Source organism: Jannaschia marina (assembly GCF_013404595.1).
In the GTDB taxonomy this organism is placed as follows: domain Bacteria; phylum Pseudomonadota; class Alphaproteobacteria; order Rhodobacterales; family Rhodobacteraceae; genus Jannaschia; species Jannaschia marina.
Window position 1 is genome coordinate 310,398 of sequence record NZ_JABVAX010000001.1, and the last position, 20,280, is coordinate 330,677.

Below are 20,280 nucleotides of genomic sequence, written 5' to 3' on the forward strand. Positions count from 1 at the left end.
AAATGGTCACCACACTTATCAGCAAGGAAGTCGGGGGTTACGGATGCCGCAGCAAGGGCTGACGCCCAAAGCGGCGAATGCCTGCCAGATCGCACGATTGGAACGGAAGATTTTTGCCCGTCGGGCGTCTGGTGCCCTTGGAACGGCAGGAAATCGTTCAACTCTGGCGGGTGGTGTCGGCGCGCGCGATCAAACGCCGGACAAAAGAGAATCGTCCTGTAGGGTTGTCAGTCGCCCGACGGCTCGAGTGCGACCGGCTCGGCCTCCGCACGATCCGCGGCAAGGGCCTGCACCCTGCCCTTCATCAGAAAGACATTATAGACCGGCTTCCAGCGCGACATCGTGAAATAGATGGCGTCGTCGGCCGCCGATGTCGGAACGATATAGGGCGCATAGAGGCCGGGGTAGCTGTCGGCATGTGCGACAACCTGGGGGTCGCTCCAGGGGCCGGTCAGAGATGCGGCGCTCCGCAGGACGATGGCCCGCTTGACCGGGTCGAGGTACATCATCAACCAGGCGCGATGCTGTGCGTTCCACGCAACCGACAGCTCGCCGGCGGGGGCCGCGACCACGTCCCGCGCCGCACGAATGTCGGTCGACCAGCGCTGGCCGTCCCAGTAAGTATAGGCCCCAGGGTCGAAGACGTCCTGCGGCACCACACGGCCCAGCCGGACCCCGCCGAAGCGCCCCTGAGGGATGCCGAAGATGTAAATCATATCGTCGTGTTTGACATAGGCGACCTGCTCGAAGCCGGAACCTGCGGGCCAGACCGCCGTGTCCGACCTCGTCCAGTTCTGTCCGTCGTCATCGGAATAGGCGAGGCCGGAGCGCCGGACGTACCACTTGTCGTCGGCACCCCACATGCGAACGGACATGTAGTGGAGGACCATCCGCTCGCCCAGCGATACGCCATTCGTCGGGATCACCGTCCACTCGACGCCCGGTATCTTCGCCGAGCGGATGACTTCCTTTGCGGTGCCGTCCGCGCCTTCGATCATGTTGGCGATCGCGAAACCGCCGGCCGGATCCGGATCGGCCATGCGGGCGATCGTGTTGCTGCGCCAGTCGCCGCCATCCGGCCCGTAGGTGTCGCCGAACACCATGTAGAGATCGTCCTTGTGGCGGAACATGTGACCCAGATCCGTGCCGTGGACATTCCAGCGTCTGTCCGTCGCATTGGGCGAGGCGGCACCCGTGAGCTGACGGACGGTGTCGAGGTCGACGATGGTCAAGGGAGCCGCTTCGGGGGCGTCCACCTGTTGGTCTGCGGACAAGGCCACCACGTCGATCATATCCGTGTCCTCCACTTCCGCGATGGCCGTCGGCGGACTGCCGCAGCCTGTGACGATCAGCGCCGAGAGCAACGCGGCGGATACAGCGGAAGATAGACGCACGGCACGCACCCATTTTTCAAGCGGAAGACCCGTGGATGCGGCCATCCCCGAGCGCTGTCATTGGTCGGCAAGACAAGCCACAGAAGATGGTTTGGGCCGCTCTCGCGTCCGGATCAAGCGGATTTTCGCCGATATGACGTGCTGTAAGAAAAGTTGAAGGCCGCGCTCGTAAAGCGGGCGTTCCGCGATTCGAAACCGATCGGCTCAGTCGGTCGTCGGCCCGCTCGGAGTGTCTGTCGTGTCGCAGACGAAGCCGTAGGCGGGCCATATAATCGGCTCGGGCTGTGCGATCGGAATCGTTCGGCAGAGAAGGCCCGGATCGCGGTGCTGGATCCAGCGCAGCATCTGCTCTCCGTCGGTCGGAATGACGACGCCTCCGACGCTGTCCTGTTCCGCGATCGCCTCCAGCGTGCGCCAGGTCACGCGATAGGTTGCGGGCCCGGGCGCTTCGCCCAGGAGCTCATGATAGAGCGTCGCCATCCTCACTCCGTAGGACATGGAGACGACGGGGTTTTCGACAGGCGCGGCGGCGACCACGACGTCCAGCGTATCGATCAGATCGGCAAAGTCCGGCTCGCGGGCGCTCAGGAAGAGAGCCGTTTCGCCGGCCCGGAACAGCGCGACCGTCAGGATCAGGGCACCCACCCAGGGCCTCGGTCCCGGCCAGCGGATCAGCCACCAGCCGATGGCCGCCGTCGCGCCCACCAGAAGAGGGCCGAGAACCGGGAGATGGAACGCCTGGATGTCGTAGGCACCGTACCAGATCATGAAGGGCAGAAACGCCAGTGCGGTCCCGAAGACGAGGGCTAGACCCGTCCAGGCGCGGTCGCGGCGGCGCCAACCCGTAACGAAGGCCAGCAGGCCGAGCCCGATGATCGGCAGCGACACCATAGGATGCGCCTGACTGAGCGTTCCGAGCAGGACCGAGGCCGTCTGGAGGGATTGCAGTCCCGAGCCGTAGAGATCGCCGAAATACGTCCCTGCGATGTAGTCGATCAGCTCCGATGCCGTCGGGGGCAGCGGCATGTACTCGGAATAGGCCGTCGACGGCGCATGCGTCACCCACGCGAGATAGAGATACTGGCTCGCGCCGAGGGCCAGCAGGCCCAGGACGGCAAGCAGGATGCCGGGACGCAGCAGAAGCCGGTGATGCGTCGCCATCACCAGAAGGCCGACCGGCGCCAGCATAACCATCATGAGGTGGTTTCCGAACGACAGCGCATAGATCCCGCAAGCGATGAGGAAATACAGGGGACGCTTGGTCTCCACGAAGACGATCAGTGCGAAAACGACGGAAAGGATGAAGGCGAGGGCGAGCGGATAGACCTCGGCTTCGGTCGCCTGCACGGCCATCAGGCTGGCGCTGCCGAGAAGCATGGCCGCCGCCACGCCGAAGAGCACGCTGTGCGTCAGTCGCCCGACGATGAGGAACGCCATGGTGTTCGCGATCGCACCCGGCACCGAGGCGAGGGCGATGGTCATCACGCGCCAGGGTTCGAACGGCAGGTCGAGCGCGCGCACGATCGCCCCGATCATCAGGACGAACGGATACCCGGGCCCGTGAACGAGGATCGAGGTATGGCCGAGCGTCTGGAACTTGGCCGAGTCGCCTGCATTCAGAACACCGCCGATGCCAGGGAAAACAAGGCTGGCGTAGTAGGTCAGCCAGACGAGAAAGATCGCTGCGGCCAACCAGGGATTGCGGTGAGCGGGTCGATCGTGTGTCAGGGCGTCGCTGCGCATCGTGTCTCGGTTCGCGCGCCTTGTCCGGCGGCCCGGTCCACGGGCCAACGCCATCGCGTTTCGGGCGCTTGACCTATCTCCCGGTAGTGTCTGTCGGTGCGATGGCGGACGGCGCGGTATCGGTCAGCGCCGCCTCGATCTGCGGGACGCCCGCCGCGATCATGGGCGCAAAGAGCGTGCCTCCGATCCCGAAAGGCAAATCGACATGCCGGGCGACCTGGTCCTGCTCCGCCTCCCGTGCCGCGAACAACTGGGCATTTCCGACGACGGACAGGATCCCGTTCTTCAGGCCGACCTCGCCCAGCATGTCGATCTCGAGGCGGTCGCCGGCGATGCTGAGCGTCGAGATGCGCGCGATCCCTTCCTCGATGCCGACGAGGCCGCTGATACGCTCGAAGCGCGTTCGCCCGGCTGCGGGGATGAGCGGGCCTTTCTCCTGGGTCATGAACTGGCGGCCGTTGGCGAGCGTTTCCAGTGTCGCCGTCACATCCGCCCCCGTCAGGCTGCCGTCCTGCACGGACGCCGTGATCGAACCGGCGATAGTTTGGGACAGCTCGCCCAGCGTCCGGCCCTGACCGGCGAGATCGAGCTCGGCATCGAGTGTTCCTTCGGGGAGTTGCGGGGTGCCGATCGCGTGCTTGCGCATCCGGCGGGAGATCGGATGCATCAGCCCGTCGACCGAGATGTCGGATGCCCGGGCGGACACCTCGACCACGCCCGTGCGGTCGAGGGCCGTTCTGGCCTCGACTTTGCCGAGTGTGCGGCTCTCCGCCGCGATGTCGAGCGTCAGCCCTCCATCATGCGACGCCATGGACAGCGTGGCCGTCTCCAAGACCGCGCCGCCCAGGGCGAGATCCTCGCCCTCAAGCGCGAGGCTCATGTCGATGCCCTCGAGCCATTCCGTCGTTATCGGCACGGCCGACCATTCGCTCGCGCCAATCTCGCGCGCCATGTCCGAGATGGCGCTGTCCGCCGAAACCTGGAGGGTCTGCAATGTCGGAAGGATCGGCATCTCGGTCGTCGTGTTCAGGTCGAGATGTCCGTCGAAGGTGTACCCGCCTTTCGTAAAGGTCGCGTTCGACAGTTTGATTGCCCGGGGTGTCACCGAAAACTGCCCCTCGATCACCAGCGGTCCGGTCGCGAAGAGACCGAAGGAGCCGACGATCTGCCGCAGGTCGGGGAGCAAGCCGTCGTCTGCCGTCGCGCCCGATGGATCGGAGTCATCCTCGAAGACCGGCATGTCGAACCTTACCGCAAGCCTGCCCGCGCTGCCGGTTTCGGTGAAAAGCCTCTCTGGATCGTCGACCCGGAAGTCGAAAAAGGCGCGCCGGCCATCCGAGACGAAATCGCCGTCGAGCGATACCGCGTCGGAGGCCGCCTGACGCTCGACGGTCAGGTTCAGGTCGGAGAGCCTGCTTTCGCCAACAAAGTCCACCGTCCCCTCGGTCAGCACGACTTGCGCGGGTGCGTCGCCCTGATCGTCTGCTGCTTTCCCACGCATCTCGGACCAGCCGAGCAGCGGGAGGCCGTCATCGGCCACGGTGATCTGCGGCCGGTGCAGATAGAGGCGTGCGACCTCCAGGCCGCCCGGAGCAGATGGGGCGATACGCAGGGCCGCTTCGATCCGTTGCGCCGTGAGGGCGGGGGCGGCTTCGCCGTCTCCGGGGGCCGAGAAGATCGGCTCTGGGATATCGACACGGAGAGACGGGCGCATTGCGATCGAGGATCGCTGGTCCAGGGTGAGCCCGTTGCCCGAGAGGCGCGCGAGCTCCGCGTTGACGCTGTCGCGGATGTCGTCCTCCAGATCAAGCTGGGTGAAGAGGAACAGCGACGCGGCACAGAGCGAGAGAGCGGCAAGAGCCGCCACGCCCCATCGGCCCGAAGGCATGGGCCATTGCCGGATGCTGTTTCTCATCACGCTCCTCTCGACCGTCGACAAAGCTCGGGCGGCACGTCCCGTTCTCAACCCGGTGGCGCGTGAGCCCGTAAAGGATAGACGGACCTCATCCGTCCGACACACGCTCCGGCACCGTCAACAAGCCCCACGGGCTTCGGGCAACGATTCCGGCATACACACGGCTCTAGATAGGTTTCGGGATGCGGTTGAGGCAATCCGTTCGATCCGGCTCGGCGGTTCTTCGACCGGTTTCCCGGCCTTCTCTCGCCGATGCTCTCTCGAATTGGGCGCATCCCTGCCGAAGGCGAAGATGCCCCCGGGACGGATTTGCAACCTCCGGAAATTTGCAACCACGTTAACTGCGCATCTGCTCTGCTCTCGGTTGTGACCGGATCCCGCAAAATGATCCGGGCCTGCGACCCAAGGCCGGGCGGAGCGTCAGTGTGGCACCGTCGTATCGGGTGCCGAGGTATGAGTGTTTCGGTTGCACCCGCAACAACCAGAGGGATGGCGTATGTCCTTCAAGTCCCATGCCGATGGCGTCTCGGGCCCCGATCTGCCGACCTCGAAAGAGGATCAGGGGGGCACCGTGCGTCAGGATCTGCACGAGCCGACCGCCCGTGCCGCCTTGCCCGTCCTCGAAAACGCGGACGACCTGCCGCTGGTGGTCGATCTCGACGGCACCTTGCTGCGCTCCGATCTGCTGCTCGAGACGACCTTTCGGCGGCTCGGCCGCAATCCGGGTGCCCTCGTCGGACTGCTGCGGTCACTGCGGCAGGGCAAGGCGGCGCTCAAGGAATTCCTCTGCGCCGGTGCGGACTGCGCACCCGAAACGCTGCCTTACGATACGTCGATCCTGTCGATGATCCGCATGGCGCATCTGTCCGGGCGATCGGTCTATCTGGCCTCTGGGTCCCACGAGGACGTGGTCAAGGCCGTCGCCGACCATCTGGGGATCTTCAAGGGATACTTCGCCACGACATCCTCGACCAACCTGTCGGGGGTCGCCAAGGCGGAGCGTCTCGTCGAGGAATTCGGCAGCAAGGGATTCGACTATATCGGCAACGCTTCGGCGGATCTGCCCGTCTGGGAGCACGCCCGCCAGCCCATCGCCGTCCGGACGAGCCGTCAGGTGGCTTCGAAACTGCGAAAGATCGCGCCGCATGCGCATTTCATCGAGCATACGCGCACGACACCGCGGGACTGGGCGCGCCAGTTGCGGGTTCACCAATACGCCAAGAACGCGCTCGTCTTCGTCCCGATGGTCGCGGCCCACGCACTGAGTTTCGAGAACCTCCTGCTCACCACGATGGCGGCCCTTACGTTCTGTCTCGCGGCGTCGGCATCCTACATTCTCAACGACCTCGTCGATCTGCAGGAAGATCGCGCGCACCGGACCAAGAAGAACCGTCCGCTGGCGCGCGGGGACATCCCCCTTGCCCATGCCGTCCTGGCGGTGCCGGCGCTTCTGACATTGGCCGCGATACTGGCGGTTTCGCTATCTCCGGTCTTCGCGGTCGTGGTGGCCACCTATTTCGCCATATCGACCGCATATTCCTTCTTCCTCAAGGAAATCCTGCTCGTCGATGTGCTGACGCTCGCGGGCCTCTACACGATCCGGCTCCTCGGCGGCAGCATCGCCATCAACGTCACGCTGTCGTCCTGGCTGGTCGTCTTCGCGCTCTCCATCTTCGTGTCGCTGGCGCTCATGAAGCGGTTCGTCGAGCTGACCGCGTGCGAGGATGCGGACCGCGACGCCCCGAAGAACCGCGACTACGAACACATAGACCGCAGCATGATCGCCGCGCTCTCCGCCGCGGCCGGGTTCAATGCCGTGACCGTCCTCGCCCTTTATGTCTCCGGCAACTCGGTGACCCGGCTCTACAGCAACCCGGAGTTTCTGCTCTTTGCCTGTCCCGTCCTGACCTACTGGATTGGCCGGGCGCTCATTCTGGCGCAGCGCCGGCAGATGCAGGACGACCCGGTGGTCTTCGCGATCAAGGATCCGATGAGCCGTCTGAGCGGTCTGGCGATGCTTGCTGTCTTCGTCGCGGCGATCTGACGGGACTGACATGTTGAAAGCCCTGTCAGAGAGCCATCCTATCGTGCGCTATGCCGTGAGCGCGATCGTCTCGGTGATCGCGAACCTTCTCGCTCAGGAAGCGACGGTGACCGCCGCGCCGGATGCGCATCTGATGGTCTCGATCGTCGTCGGTACGATCATCGGGTTCCTCATCAAATACGTCGTCGACAAGATCTGGACGTTTCGCGAGCGCTACACGACGGCCTACGGCGAGGCGCAACGGATCACGATGTCGGGTCTCTTCAGCGTTCTGACGACCCTCATCTTCTGGGCCTTCGAGCTCGGCTTCCACGCCGTCTGGCAGACCGATTTCGCGAAGTATCTCGGGGCCGTCATCGGCCTGAGCATCGGCTACGTCCTGAAGTTCTGGCTCGATCGGCGACATGTCTTCAGGGAGAGCACGGTTTGAAGGATCTGAGCGGTTGGGGCCGATATCCCCGTCTGTCGGGGCCGCTCGGGGCGGCGTTCGACACAGACGCTGCCGCCGAGGCGACGGCGCGGCTGCCGGGGTTGGTCGCCCGGGGGTTCGGCCGCGCCTATGGCGACGCGGCGGTCGGGCGCGACAATACGCTCGATGCCACGGCACTCGATCGGATGCTCGCCTTCGATCCCGAAACCGGGATCCTGACGGCGGAGGCGGGGGTCTCCCTCGCCGACATCATCTCGGTCTTCCTGCCCCGCGGCTTTTTCCCCCGTGCGGTGCCGGGCACGCGGTTCGTCAGTGTCGGCGGCATGATCGCGTCGGATGTGCACGGCAAGAACCAGCATGTCGACGGCACTTTCGGAGACCATGTCGAATGGCTGATGCTGGCGCTCCCGGACGAGCGGGTGGTGCGGTGCAGCCGGGACGAGAACGCCGATCTGTTTGCCGCGACGATCGGTGGGATGGGCCTGACCGGCACGATCCTCTCGGCGGCCTTCCGGCTGAAGCGGGTCGAGACGGGGTGGATCCGCCAGACGACCCGGGTCGCCGGCAACCTGAGCGAGGCTGTGCGTCTTCTGAACCGGACCGATACGGCATCCTACACGGTGGCATGGATCGACGTTCTGGCCCGCGGGCCGTCGCTGGGCCGGTCCCTCATCCTCGAGGGAGAACATGCGACGCCGGAGCAGGTCGAGAGCGATGCCCTCTTTCCGACGCCCCGGACCGGCCGGATCGGCGTGCCGACGGACATGCCCGGCTGGATGCTGAACGCGTGGAGCGTGCGGGCCTTCAACGAGGTCTACTACCGGACGGGAGCCCGCAAGGCCGATTGCGTGACGATCGTTCCATGGGACAGTTTCTTCTTCCCTCTGGACGGGGTCGCCCACTGGAACAGGATCTACGGGCGACGCGGGTTCGTGCAGCACCAATGCGTGATCCCCCCCGCCAAGGCGGAAGCTGTCCTGGCCGAAGTCCTCGACCGGATCTCCGAAAAGGGCGTTGGGTCGTTCCTGGCCGTGCTCAAACGGCTGGCCCCTGCCTCCGGGCTGATGTCTTTTCCGATGGAAGGTCTGACGCTCGCGCTCGACATGCCGTTCAGCGAAAAGCTGCTCCCGCTCCTGAGCGAGATCGACGCCCTCGTCGTGGAGGCGGGCGGCCGAATGTATCTGGCCAAGGATGCCACCCAGTCGGCGGAGACATTCGCCGCCGGCTACCCGCACCTCGATCGGTTCCGGCGGCTGCGCGGCGACCTCGGGGTTACCGGCCGGATGGCCTCGAAACTCTCGGAGAGGCTGGGACTATGACGGAAACGACGCCACGAACCAACAACGCCAGGAGCCTTCTGGTGATCGGCGGTACCTCTGACATGGGGCGGGCGGTGGCGGCTGCCTACGCGGAGATGGGCTGGACCATCGCGCTCGCCGCGCGCGACATCGAAGCGGCCGGGCGCGATGCGGCCGATATCCGGACGCGGGTCGAGGCGGCCCGTGTCGCGGTGCATCATCTCGACATTCTGGAGACCGATACCTTCGGTGCCTTTCTCGACGGGCTCGACACCTTGCCGGACACCGTCGTCTGCGTCGTCGGGATGCTGGGCGATCAGGAGCGCGCGCAGGACGATCCCCACTATGCGGCGCGGGTGATGCGGACCAATTTCGAGGGGCCCGCCCTTCTGTTGGAGATGCTGGCCCGGCGCTTCGCCGATCGGGGGAGGGGCCTGATCGTCGGCGTGAGTTCGGTCGCCGGCGACCGCGGGCGGGCCTCCAACTACGTCTACGGGTCCGGGAAGGCCGGGCTGACCGCCTATCTCTCGGGTCTGCGGAACCGGCTGTCGGCAACGGATGTCAGGGTGGTTACGGTCAAGCCGGGCTTCGTTCGCACGAAGATGACCGCGGGGATGGATCTGGTCGGCCCCCTGACCGCCACGCCGCAGGCCGTCGCCGCGCGGATCGCGGCGCTTCAGTCACGGCGCGCGGACGTCATCTACGTCCTCCGGGCCTGGTGGCCGATCATGTCCATCATCCGGGCTATCCCGGAAACCGTCTTCAAGAAGCTCAAGCTCTGAGGTGCCCGGTGTGAGCAGAGTAATCGACCATCTCTCGCCCGTCGCATGGGCCACCCTCGGAACGACGGTAGTCTGCGCCGCCCTGCTGGTTCTGCCGGGCGTGACCGCGACCTCGATGTATTTCAACGATCTGCTGATCTTCCTCGACGGAGCCTATCGGGTGGTTCAGGGCCAGATCCCGAACCAGGATTTCCACACCGCGCTCGGCCCCTTGAACTTCTACCTCCCCGGTTTGGGATACGTCCTGACCGGAGACCTCGGCATGGCGATGCCGGTCGGCATGGCCGCTCTGATGCTGCTGACCGCGCCGATCATGATCCACGTCTTGCAATCGAGGCTGCGGCCGGTGATCGGCGTGCCGCTCGCCGTCTTCCTGATGCTGCTGCTGGCCACTCCGATGAACACCGGCGAGATCCCGTCGAAGATCTCCTTCGCGATGTTCTACAACCGGATCGGCTGGGTTCTTCTGGGCATCCTGCTGGTCATGCACCTTCGGCCCCTGCACCCTGGTCGCCGGCAGGGCTGGTTCGATGCGGTGTCGGCCGCGGTGCTGACGATGCTGCTCGCCTATACCAAGATGACCTACGGCGTGGTGGCGGTCGGGTTTCTGATCCTCGTCCTGCTTCAACCGGAGCAGCGCCGTTGGGCGTTCGGTGCGATCGTCCTCTGCGGCGTCATCGGGCTCTTGGTGGAGATCTTCTGGGGGGGATCGCGGGCATATGTCGGCGATCTGGTCGAGGCGACGAAGGTCAGCGGCGTGATCGAATCCTACATCTACGTCAGGTCCTTCCTTCGGGTCTCCGGCGAATATGTCGCCTTCGCTCTGATCGCGGGAATGGCGCTGTGGTACAGGCCGCGCATCACCGATTTCCTGTTCTACGGGTTCTGCGGGGCCGCCGGTTTCGCGCTCCTCAACCAGAATTTCCAGATCATCGGAATTGTCAGCATGTTGACCGGGGCCGCGGTGGCGGCCGAGATCCTCGCGCGCCCGCGCGAGACCGGGTCTTCCGCCGCGATGCAAACCGTGCGGCGCGGCGCGCCCTTCGCGGTCATGGTCCTGCTGTCGCCGATCGCCCTGTCGTCGGCGGCCGCGATCGGCGTTCATGCCGGCGTGTCTCTCGCCCGGACGGGCATGGCCCTCGACACGCCGAACGGCGGGGGGATACGGGTCGTCAACATTCTCGACAAGGGTCAGTTCGAGTTCTACCGCAACTACGGGCGCAGTCTGGAAAAGGGTGCGGCCCTGCTCGACGGGCTCGACCGGCCCGACTCGCGCGTTCTGGTCATGGACTTCGTCAGCCCCTTCGCGTCGCTCGCAGGCTTGCCGCCACAGGAGGGCGGGAATGCCTGGATGCACGACAACCGGAACTTCGACATGGAGGTTCATCCGCCGGCCGAAGAGATGCTGGGCGGCGTCGATGTCGTCATGGTCCCCCGACACCCCGTCGCCAAGGGCACCACGGACAAGATGAAAGAGCTCTATGGCCCTTACCTCCGGCAGCACTTCGTTCTGACGAAAACGAGTGACTTCTGGTCCGTCTTCGAGCGCGACCCCTCGAAGGCACCGAACGGGCCGCCGTCCGGGCCGCAAAGCAGTTAGCCCTGGCAGGATAGCGCGAGACCGGGTGCCGGGGGCGGGCGTTCTAGCCGTGTTCCCGGCCGACCCAGGCATCCGTCAGCCAGGTTTCGGTCAGGGCCCGATCCCGAAGCTTGAGATAAGCCCGCAAGCTGACCGGCCCCGAACCGGTCGGCGCGAAATCGAAGGTGAGCCGCCAAAGGTCTGTCCCGACGACGGGATACGCGTCGATGGGTTCCAGAATTTCGCCGTTCACCGCGTCCACGACCGGGAGAACCCCGCTGTCGCGGTCGAGGCCCGTCAGAGAGGGGCCCTCGAAGTCGATGACCATCTTGCCGACACCGTCGGGCAGCGGATCGCCGGGAACGCCGCCCTGACCCTGCCGTGTCGCCACGACCCAGGCGACGTTTTCCGGCAGCGGATCCCGCGCTCGCCACTCGATATCGTAGTCGAAGCGAAGGGCGTCGCCCTTCTTTGTCGGGCTGTCCGGCACCCAATAGGCGACCACGTTGTCGAAGGTTTCGTCCTCCGTCGGGATCAGCACGAGTTGCACGCGCCCGGAACCCCAGTCGCCGTTCGGCTTGACCCAGGCCGATGGCCGGCGATTGTAGAAGACGCCGTCGTCCTGATAGTTCGCGAAGTCTCGGTCCCGCTGGATCAATCCGAACCCCACCGGGTCCGTGTCCAGAAAGCTCGAGGTCGTGACGCTGTCGGGGTTGCTCAGCGGCCGCCACAGCCGCTCACCGCTCCCCGCGGCCAGGGCCAGCCCGTCGCTGTCATGGATCTCCGGCCGCCAGTCCGCGCCACCGGCGCGGTCGCGTTCGGAGTACCAGTACATGCTCGTGAGCGGTGCGACGCCGAGGCGCTCCACATCCTCGCGCAGGAAGAGATGCGCCGAAACGCGCGTGAGATGACCGCCATGGGCCGCGTTGCGGGCCACCCCGAAGCGATAGGCTCCGGTGATCGACGGGCCGTCGAGTTCGGCCCAGATCGACAGCTCTTCGTCCTGCGTCTCCGGCGGCCCAAGCCAGAACGCGGTGAAGCGGGGGAATTCCTCCGGCAGGTTGAGCCCGGTATTGATCGCGATGCCGCGTGTTGACAGCCCGTACTGGGCTTCGGGCCCGTCCGTCCGGAAATAGGAGGCCCCCAGAAACGAGATCCAGTCCGGTTCGAGGCCAGGCCGCATCACGCGGAAGCCGGCAAAACCGAACCCCTCCGGCAGATCGAGCGCCGGGTTGTCCTGCGGGATCGAGAAGAAATCGCGGCTGAACGCCACCTCATGCGCGGAATTGGTTTCGTCGCGCACGTGGATCCGGACCGGTTCGGGGAAATAGCGCCCCGGGTGAAAGAACTGTACCGGAGATTTATTCGGGCCGACATAGATCGTGGCATCTTCCCGAAACTGGATCTGCCAATGCGCGCTGTAGTCCACGTTCTCGATCATTCGGGGCGCGGGGATGGTGATCGGTTGAAAGGGCCTCGTGGCCGCGAGGCGCGCCTTTTCGATCAGGTCTTCGAAAGTGACGGCTTCATCCGCATGTGCCGTGCGGGGGGCCGCTCCCCACGCGCCCAATGCCAGAAATGCGGCCGATCTCAGAAGAACATCCCGGCGCGACGGCTGCGGGTGCCCCGCCCGTCCTTCCGGATCGTGGCCCGGAGACCTTTTGCGGAACGGTTGGTCGTTCGACAGCATATCGGGTCCCCCAGGCTTCGTCAGATCGAGTATTTTGCCTGTGTATAGGTGTCCGCAGGGGAGCCAGCAATTTGCCGCGCCGCAACAGGCACGACTTCGCCGAACGCGTCGGCGCGCGACCTGCGCACCGGGAGCCGGGCGGCCCCCAGCTTCGATTTGCTTTGTATTCGGGAGCTGGAGCAGCCCCGATGTCGCGGGTTCGGCGGCTCAGGGCAGGGCCGGTCGTCGAGCCATTTTGCCGATGACCGAACGATTGCGGGGGAAAGAAACTCAGTGTCGAACGGGCGAATATCTGATGCACATTTGGCAATGATGATCTTATGTAAAAGATCTCCAGCGCAGATTCTAATTTACTCGAATATTTTCCGTTCATCTCGAGAAATGGGGCGAGTGAAAGGGCTGAAGACCGAAAGGGTGCGGGGCAGAACCGGAAATTTGTCCGGGTGTCTCACAGTATCTTTCGAAGTCTGCGTTTCCGACCTTTCGCGGAATTTTCTTCATCGAAGGGCTCGCCGAAACCGGTCTGCAAATCCCGATCGTTTGCCTCTCCGTGCCATCTCGACTTCAGGACTGGAGCAGCAACTCCATTTCCCGGTCGCTGTCACGGCCGGACGAGCACGACGACGCGGGATGCGAGGAACCCGAGGCTCAGAACGCAGACGATCGACGGACCGGCAGGCACGTCGAGCACGTAGGACGACCAGAGACCGACGGCCGACCCGAGGCCGCCGAGACCCGCCGCGAGCGCGCCGAGGCGTTCCGGCGTCCGACAGAAGGGACGCATCGTCGAGACCGGGATCAGCAGAAGCGCGCCCACGAGGAGGGCCCCTACGACTTTGATCCCGCAGGCCACGACGATCGCGAGCGTCACGGTCAGGACCAGTTGCTCCCGGTCGGGAGAGACGCCGGACGCGCGGGCGAGGTCCGGCGACAGCGTCGCCAGCAGGAGCGCCGACCATCGCCATGCAAGAAGCGCGAGCACGAGCACGGCACCGCCCCAGACCAAAGCCACGTCCGTCCGCGTGACCGCGAGGATGTCCCCGAAGAGATAGCCCATCAGGTCGATACGGACGGTCGGCAGGAGCGACACCGCGACCAGCCCGAAGGCCAGGGCCGAATGGGCCACGACGCCGAGGATCGTGTCGCTCGAGGCACCGCGGTCGCTCAGCGCGGAGACGGCGAAGGCCGCGCCGAGGGCGATGAGCAAGGCACCGGCAAAGATCGGAACGTCGAAGGCCAGTGCCATCGCCACGCCGAGAATCGAGGCATGGGCCGTCGCATCGGAGAAGTAAGCCATCCGCCGCCAGACCACGAAGCAGCCGAGTGGCCCCGCCGCAAGGGCAACACCGATGCCCGCCAGACCCGCGCGCAGCAGGAACCCGTCAAAAAACACTACTCGGCGGCCTCATGGTCGTGATCGTGGTGATGGTGCGCGTGCTCGTGCCGGTAGAGAGCCAGCGCTCCGCCGGTGCCGGTTCCGAAGAGAGCGCGATATTCCGGGGCCGAGGCGACCTGTTCGGGATGCCCCTCGCAGCAGACGTGGCCGTTCAGGCAGATCACGCGATCCGAGGCCGACATGACGACGTGCAACTCGTGACTGACCATCAGGACGGCGCAGCCCGTTTCGCCCCGGATTGCCTCGATCTGGCGGTAGAAGGCGGCGGAGCCGGGCTGGTCGAGGCCCTGCGTCGGCTCGTCGAGGATCAGGATCTCGGGATCGGAGAGCAGCGCCCGGGCCAGCAGCACTCGCTGGCGTTGCCCGCCCGAAAGGGTGCCCAGCTGCGACTGCGCGTGCGGGGCCATGCCGGCGCGGGTGAGCGCGGCGTCGGCGCGGGCCGCGTCGACGCGATGTGGCAAATTCAGGAAGCGCGCCACCGTCATCGGCAGATGCGGGTCCACCACCAGCGTCTGCGGGACATAGCCGATGCGCAGGCCCGGTGCGCGCTCGATCCTGCCGCCAGCCGGGGGCAGGGCCCCGACGAGGGCGCGCAGAAGGGTCGACTTGCCCGACCCGTTGGGACCGACGATGGTCACGATCTCTCCGCTGCGGATCGCAAGGCTTACGTCCGAGAGGACCGGCGTGGCCCCGTGGCGCATGTCGAGGCGGTCGGCCTGCAAAAGGATGCGGCTCATGCGGCCGGATCCTGGCAATGGGGGCAAAGGCCTTCCGCCTCCAGAACGGAGCGTTCCACGGCGAAGCCGGCGTCGGCTGCGGCGCGGCCCAGGGCGGCGGAAGTGTCGGCGCGGCTCTCCGCGACGGCGGCGCATCCGCGACAGATCAGCAGAACCGGCGCATGGGCCTCGCCCGGGGCCGTGCAGGCGACGAAGGCGTTGAGCCGCTCCACCCGATGCGCGAAGCCGGCCCTGACGAGGAAGTCGAGCGCGCGGTAGGCCATGGGCGGCTGTGCTTTCAGACCCTGCGCCCGCAGCACGTCGAGGATCTCGTAGGCCCCCATCGCGCGATGCTGCTCCAGCAGGATCGACAGGACGCGCTTGCGGATCGGCGTGAGCTGCAGCCCCGCCTTGGCGCATTGTTCCTCGATCGCGGCCAGAGCCGTGTCGATGCAATCCGCATGGTCGTGTTTTTCAAATCCGACGGGGTTCATGGAGGGTTGATATGTTATAACATAGCTCATATCAAGCCGGGGCCCAACCGGAGTGCCCCCCATGATCCGCCGTCTCGTTCCCTTCCTGTCCGTTCTTGCCGTGCCTGCGGCGGCGGAGGTTCCGAACGTGGTGGCCGACATCGGGCCGGTCCATTCGATGGTCGCGCGGGTCATGGAAGGTGTCGCGGAGCCGAGCCTTCTGCTGCCGACGAACGTGACGCCCCACGGCCATTCCATGCGTCCCTCCGAGGCGCGAATGCTGGCCGATGCCGAGATCATCTTCTGGGTTAGCGGGGATCTGACGCCCTGGCTCGAGCGCGGCATCGGCTCTCTCGCGGAAGACGCCGTGTCGGTCGAATTGCTGGAGGATGCGGGGGTGGCCCTTTCGCCGGAGGGTGCCAAGGATCACGACGACCATAATGAAGAGCATGCGCACGGGGCGGATACCCACGACGACGACCACGGGGATGCGCATGATGAGCATCACGGGGACGAGCCGCATCACGACGAGGAGCACGAGGACGCCGCCGATGGGCACGACCACCATGGCCACGATCACGGCGACGTCGACCCGCACGCGTGGCTCGACCCGCAGACCGGGAAGATCTGGCTGACGCATATCGCGGAGGTTCTGTCGCGTCACGACCCCGACAATGCGGTCATCTACAGAGCCAATGCGGAAGCGGGACACGCGGAGCTCGATCGGATCCAGGCGGACGTGCAGACGCGGCTCGCACCCGTGCGGGATGTCGGTTTCGTTACTCTCCACGATGCCTATTCCGCCTTCGAGCGACGCTTCGACGTCTCCGTGCTTGGTTCGATCACCGTCAGCGAGGCCGCACCGGCGACAGCGGCCCAGATTTCCGAACTCCGGGAGGAGGTGGTCGCCTCGCGCGCCATATGCGTCTTTTCGGAGCCGCAGTTTCCCGATGACCTCGTCCAGACGCTGACCGAAGGCACGGAGGCGCGATCCGGCGTTCTCGATCCGCTCGGAGCGGCGCTGACGCCGGGGGCAACGCTCTACCCGCTGTTGCTCGACCGGATCTCCCTGTCGCTGGAGGAGTGTCTCGGCGGCTGAACCGCGACGGCACGACTCGACAAAACCCGTAACGGATAGGAACATAAAAAGAACAAAGTGATTCGATTGCAGCCGGTTTCGTGGGGGCAACAGGATATGGTGTGCCCGACGAAGACCCGCTGGGTCGGTTCGATCTGGTTTCCGCGCCTCGGCATTCCTGCCGGGCAGACACCGCATTGCGTCCTCGTGAGGCTCGCGCGCCGGATGCGGCAGTGGGGCGTCTCGGCCGCGGTCGATGGTCTCGACGGCCTCATCTTCGTCATCCGGACGGCTGACGCATCCCGCGATGAGATGGCAAAGACGCTTCGGCGGATCGTCACGGGGCTGAGTATGCTTGGCCAAACCGTCCGCGCGGCTGCCGCGCCGAACCCTGAGGCGGCGCGGGCGCTCGCCCGCCATGGCGAACCATGCGAGGTCTGCGGCCCCTCGGCGCTGCGGGTGCGCGTGGCGATGCTGCCGCTCGCGGTGCTCCGGTTGGAGGCGGCGGCGACCGACGGCCTGCACGGGCTCGGTCTCCGATGCATCGGAGATCTGATGCTGCTGCAACGGCACGAGGTGCCTGCCCGCGTCGGATCGGTGGGTCAGGCGTTGGGCATCGCGTTTCATCGCATCGACGCCATGATCGGTGGCGTGCCGGAGCGGCCGAAGTCCGGCGGGCCGGGCCTTCACCACGCGAAGCGCGATGCGGGCCGTCCTCTGTCTCTCCGAGCCCCGGGCGGTCCGGGCGGGGGCGGCCTCGTCTCTATGCCACGCGCCAGGCTGTTCGGCGCTCTGCAGCGGTCCGGTGACAGGGCCGCGCTGCGACCGTTGCCGTGCGGTCTGCCGGTCGAATTCTCGTGGTGTGACCGGCCCGCCCGATACGCGACCCCGGTCGGCGTCATAAGCTGACCCGATCGGGCGAAATCAAGGCAGATCCCGGCATAGGTTCGCCGGTCGCTCCGGTCGATCCGTGCGTATTGTCTCCGCGGACCGGACAAGCTGCGTCGCAGCCGCAGGATCAGTGCCGGATCGGGCAGTAATCGCGCCGCAATTTCGCCGCTTAGAAAGGTCAAATATGGCGAAAGTTTGTAAGAGGTTTGAAATGACTGTTCTCGAGTCGCTCGTCCTCGCCGGATCCCTCGGCGTGTTGACCGCCATCCTTCGTTTCGTCGTCCTGGCCTGGATGCCCGACACGACAATTGCCCGTCTTTTCCGTCGCACGGTCGGCTGACGCGAGATCGGACCCGCGATCAGAAGTCGAGATTTTCCACCGACAGGGCGTTGTCCTGGATGAACTCCCGCCGCGGCTCCACCACATCGCCCATCAGCTTGGTGAAAACGTCGTCGGCTTCCGCAATGTCCTCCACCTTGACCTGCAGGAGCGTGCGCGCCTCCGGGTCCAGCGTCGTCTCCCAGAGCTGATCGGGGTTCATCTCGCCGAGGCCCTTGTAGCGCTGGAGCGTCAGACCCTTCTCGCCTTCCGCCAGCACCGCCTCCAGCAGGTCGGTCGGACCATGGACGATGTTCTCCCGATCCTTGCGCATGAGTTTCGCAGGGTCGCGATAGACGTCGCGCGTCTCAGCCGACACCTGCGCCAGCTTGCGCGCCTCGCCTGAGCGCAGCACCGCGCCGTCGAGCGTCCGCACTTCCTCGACCCCGCGCAACACACGCGCAAGCCGGATGCCATGGTCCTGCGTGATCCGGCCCTGCCAGCCGCGCTCGTATTCGACGGCGACCTGATCCAGCCGCGCGGCCACCGCATCGGCCACGCCCTGCAGGTTGCTGTCCGCCTGACCGGCCTCGAAGGCGCCGGCCAGCGCGGCCTGTTCCAGGATGTGGCGCGGATAGTGCGTCGGGAAGGCATCGAGGATGCGCTTGAAGTTGCGCGCGCCCTGGATCACCCGGTCGAGGTCGCGTCCCGCGATCTCCTCGCCCGTGGGCAGGAGCAGTGTCGCACCCTCCGTCCCCTGCTGGATGAGGTAGTCCTCCAGCGCCGTCTGGTCCTTCAGATAGACCTCCGACCGTCCGCGCCCCACTTTGAAGAGCGGCGGCTGGGCGATGTAGAGATGCCCCTGCTCGATGATCTCGGGCATCTGGCGATAGAAGAACGTCAGGAGCAGCGTGCGGATATGCGCGCCGTCCACGTCCGCATCGGTCATGATGACGATCTTGTGGTAGCGCAGCTTGTCGATATTGAATTCGTCGCGCCCGATGCCGGTGCCCATCGCCGTGATGAGCGTGCCGATCTCCTGGCTCGACAGCATCCGGTCGAATCGCGCCCGTTCCACGTTCAGGATCTTGCCCCGCAGCGGCAACACCGCCTGATTACCCCGCGCGCGCCCCTGCTTGGCCGAGCCGCCGGCCGAGTCTCCCTCCACGAGGAAGAGCTCCGCCTTCGACGGGTCCTTCTCCTGACAGTCGGCCAGCTTGCCGGGCAGGGAGGCCACGTCCATCGCCGTCTTGCGCCGCGTCAGCTCACGGGCCTTGCGCGCCGCCTCGCGGGCGAGGGCGGCCTCGATGATCTTGCCCACGATCTGCTTAGCCTCGTTCGGGTTTTCCTCGAACCACTCCGCCAGCTTTTCGTTCACGAGGTTCTCGACTGCCGGGCGGACTTCCGACGAGACGAGCTTATCCTTCGTCTGGCTGGAAAACTTCGGATCCGGCACCTTGACCGACAGCACGCAGGTCAGGCCCTCGCGCGCATCGTCACCCGAGAAGTTGACCTTTTCCTTGCGCGCGATCCCCGAGGATTGCGCGTAGAGATTGATCGTCCGCGTCAGCGCGCCGCGCAGGCCGGCGAGGTGTGTGCCCCCGTCGCGCTGTGGGATGTTGTTCGTGAAGGGCAGCACCATTTCGTTGTAGCTGTCGTTCCACCACATCGCGACCTCGACGCCGATGCCGTCGCGCTCCCCTTCCATGAAGATGGGCTCCTCCATCACGGCCGTCTTGGAGCGGTCGAGGTACTTCACGAACTCCCGCACGCCGCCTTCGTAGAAGAGCTCCGAGCGCAGGGACTCCGCCGGGCGCTCGTCTTCGACGAGTATGCGCACGCCGGAGTTCAGGAAAGCCAGCTCCCGCAGGCGCGTCTCCAGCGTCTTGAAGCTGTATTCGAGGTTCGAGAACGTGTCGGTGGACGCCATGAAGCGCACCTCCGTCCCAGTTTCCTGAGTGTCGCCAACCACCTCGAGGTGCTTCACGGTATCGCCGCGCTCGAAGCGGGCGATATGCTCTTTCCCGTCGCGCCAGATGCGCAACTCCAGCCAGTCCGACAGCGCGTTCACGACGGAGACGCCGACGCCGTGCAGGCCGCCGGACACCTTGTAGGAATTCTGGTCGAACTTCCCGCCCGCGTGCAGCTGGGTCATGATGACCTCGGCCGCCGAGACGCCCTCTTCCTCGTGGATGCCGACCGGGATGCCGCGCCCGTTGTCCCTGACCGACACGCTCGAATCCGCGTGGATCCTGACCGTCACCTGCGTTGCGTGACCGGCCAGCGCCTCGTCGATGCCGTTGTCCACGACTTCGTAGACCATGTGGTGCAGTCCCGAGCCGTCGTCGGTGTCGCCGATGTACATTCCGGGCCGCTTGCGGACAGCCTCCAGGCCTTTGAGAACCTTGATAGAATCCGCACCATAGTCCTGCGAGGGCTGCTCTTGGTCTGCCATGTGGTTTTCATCCCGTTTCGTTGCCCAAGATATATCCATCCGGGCCGGGATTGTCACGGTCGAGACACAAGATTTGG

At 65.6% G+C, this 20,280-nt stretch carries 16 protein-coding genes; 8 read left to right on the forward strand and 8 right to left on the reverse strand.

Annotated elements, in window-relative coordinates; translation table 11 throughout:
* Positions 1–227: 227 nt before the first annotated feature.
* The 3 genes from HSX43_RS01640 to HSX43_RS01650 all read right to left on the reverse strand — a co-directional run bounded on the left by HSX43_RS01640 (position 228) and on the right by HSX43_RS01650 (position 5,052).
* Positions 228–1,439, reverse strand: a complete 1,212-nt coding sequence (locus HSX43_RS01640) for a DUF4185 domain-containing protein (protein ID WP_179378337.1) — start codon at positions 1,437–1,439, stop codon at positions 228–230.
* Positions 1,440–1,598: 159 nt separating this feature from the next.
* Complete coding sequence (locus HSX43_RS01645; RefSeq protein ID WP_179378338.1) at positions 1,599–3,086, reverse strand: protein O-mannosyl-transferase family; 1,488 nt, start codon at positions 3,084–3,086, stop codon at positions 1,599–1,601.
* Between the two features lie 124 nt (positions 3,087–3,210).
* On the reverse strand, positions 3,211–5,052 hold the full coding sequence (locus tag HSX43_RS01650) for an AsmA family protein (RefSeq protein ID WP_179378339.1): 1,842 nt from the start codon (positions 5,050–5,052) through the stop codon (positions 3,211–3,213).
* Between the two features lie 496 nt (positions 5,053–5,548).
* Here HSX43_RS01650 and HSX43_RS01655 point away from each other — a divergent pair, with 496 nt between their 5' ends.
* The 5 genes from HSX43_RS01655 to HSX43_RS01675 are packed head-to-tail and all read left to right on the forward strand — an operon-like array spanning position 5,549 to position 11,206.
* A complete protein-coding gene (locus tag HSX43_RS01655; protein WP_179378340.1) occupies positions 5,549–7,096 on the forward strand; it encodes a UbiA family prenyltransferase in 1,548 nt (515 codons plus the stop codon).
* A 10-nt stretch (positions 7,097–7,106) separates the two neighbouring features.
* A complete protein-coding gene (locus HSX43_RS01660; protein WP_179378341.1) occupies positions 7,107–7,526 on the forward strand; it encodes a GtrA family protein in 420 nt (139 codons plus the stop codon).
* Positions 7,523–8,845, forward strand: a complete 1,323-nt coding sequence (locus tag HSX43_RS01665; protein ID WP_179378342.1) for an FAD-binding oxidoreductase — start codon at positions 7,523–7,525, stop codon at positions 8,843–8,845. The genes HSX43_RS01660 and HSX43_RS01665 overlap by 4 nt, the downstream gene beginning before the upstream one ends.
* Positions 8,842–9,606, forward strand: coding sequence for an SDR family oxidoreductase (locus tag HSX43_RS01670; protein ID WP_179378343.1), 765 nt, complete (start codon positions 8,842–8,844; stop codon positions 9,604–9,606). The genes HSX43_RS01665 and HSX43_RS01670 overlap by 4 nt, the downstream gene beginning before the upstream one ends.
* Before the next feature lie 10 nt (positions 9,607–9,616).
* Positions 9,617–11,206 carry a hypothetical protein gene (locus tag HSX43_RS01675; RefSeq protein WP_179378344.1) on the forward strand — a complete coding sequence of 530 codons (1,590 nt, stop codon included), beginning with the start codon at positions 9,617–9,619 and terminating at the stop codon, positions 11,204–11,206.
* Between the two features lie 43 nt (positions 11,207–11,249).
* Here HSX43_RS01675 and HSX43_RS01680 read toward each other — a convergent pair whose 3' ends face one another.
* The 4 genes from HSX43_RS01680 to HSX43_RS01695 form a co-directional block, all read right to left on the reverse strand.
* Positions 11,250–12,755, reverse strand: coding sequence for a glucan biosynthesis protein (locus HSX43_RS01680; RefSeq protein ID WP_235962444.1), 1,506 nt, complete (start codon positions 12,753–12,755; stop codon positions 11,250–11,252).
* Between the two features lie 721 nt (positions 12,756–13,476).
* Complete coding sequence (locus HSX43_RS01685) at positions 13,477–14,268, reverse strand: metal ABC transporter permease (RefSeq protein WP_179378346.1); 792 nt, start codon at positions 14,266–14,268, stop codon at positions 13,477–13,479.
* The gene (locus tag HSX43_RS01690) at positions 14,268–15,008 is read right to left on the reverse strand and encodes a metal ABC transporter ATP-binding protein (protein WP_179378347.1); all 741 of its coding nucleotides are present in this window, start codon (positions 15,006–15,008) and stop codon (positions 14,268–14,270) included. Before HSX43_RS01690 ends, HSX43_RS01685 begins: the two co-directional genes overlap by 1 nt.
* Complete coding sequence (locus HSX43_RS01695) at positions 15,005–15,481, reverse strand: helix-turn-helix domain-containing protein (RefSeq protein WP_179378348.1); 477 nt, start codon at positions 15,479–15,481, stop codon at positions 15,005–15,007. Before HSX43_RS01695 ends, HSX43_RS01690 begins: the two co-directional genes overlap by 4 nt.
* 61 nt (positions 15,482–15,542) lie before the next feature.
* Here HSX43_RS01695 and HSX43_RS01700 point away from each other — a divergent pair, with 61 nt between their 5' ends.
* From HSX43_RS01700 to HSX43_RS19765, 3 genes are all read left to right on the forward strand, one after another.
* Positions 15,543–16,559 (forward strand): zinc ABC transporter substrate-binding protein, encoded by a 1,017-nt coding sequence (locus HSX43_RS01700; RefSeq protein WP_179378349.1) that lies wholly within the window; start codon positions 15,543–15,545, stop codon positions 16,557–16,559.
* 57 nt (positions 16,560–16,616) lie between these two features.
* Positions 16,617–17,447 carry a DNA polymerase Y subunit UmuC family protein gene (locus tag HSX43_RS01705; protein ID WP_179378350.1) on the forward strand — a complete coding sequence of 277 codons (831 nt, stop codon included), beginning with the start codon at positions 16,617–16,619 and terminating at the stop codon, positions 17,445–17,447.
* Between the two features lie 193 nt (positions 17,448–17,640).
* A complete protein-coding gene (locus tag HSX43_RS19765) occupies positions 17,641–17,769 on the forward strand; it encodes a hypothetical protein (protein ID WP_268884013.1) in 129 nt (42 codons plus the stop codon).
* Positions 17,770–17,788: 19 nt separating this feature from the next.
* Here the strand turns inward: HSX43_RS19765 and gyrB are convergent, their stop codons facing one another.
* Positions 17,789–20,203, reverse strand: coding sequence for a DNA topoisomerase (ATP-hydrolyzing) subunit B (gene gyrB / locus HSX43_RS01710; protein ID WP_179378351.1), 2,415 nt, complete (start codon positions 20,201–20,203; stop codon positions 17,789–17,791).
* Positions 20,204–20,280: the final 77 nt, after the last annotated feature.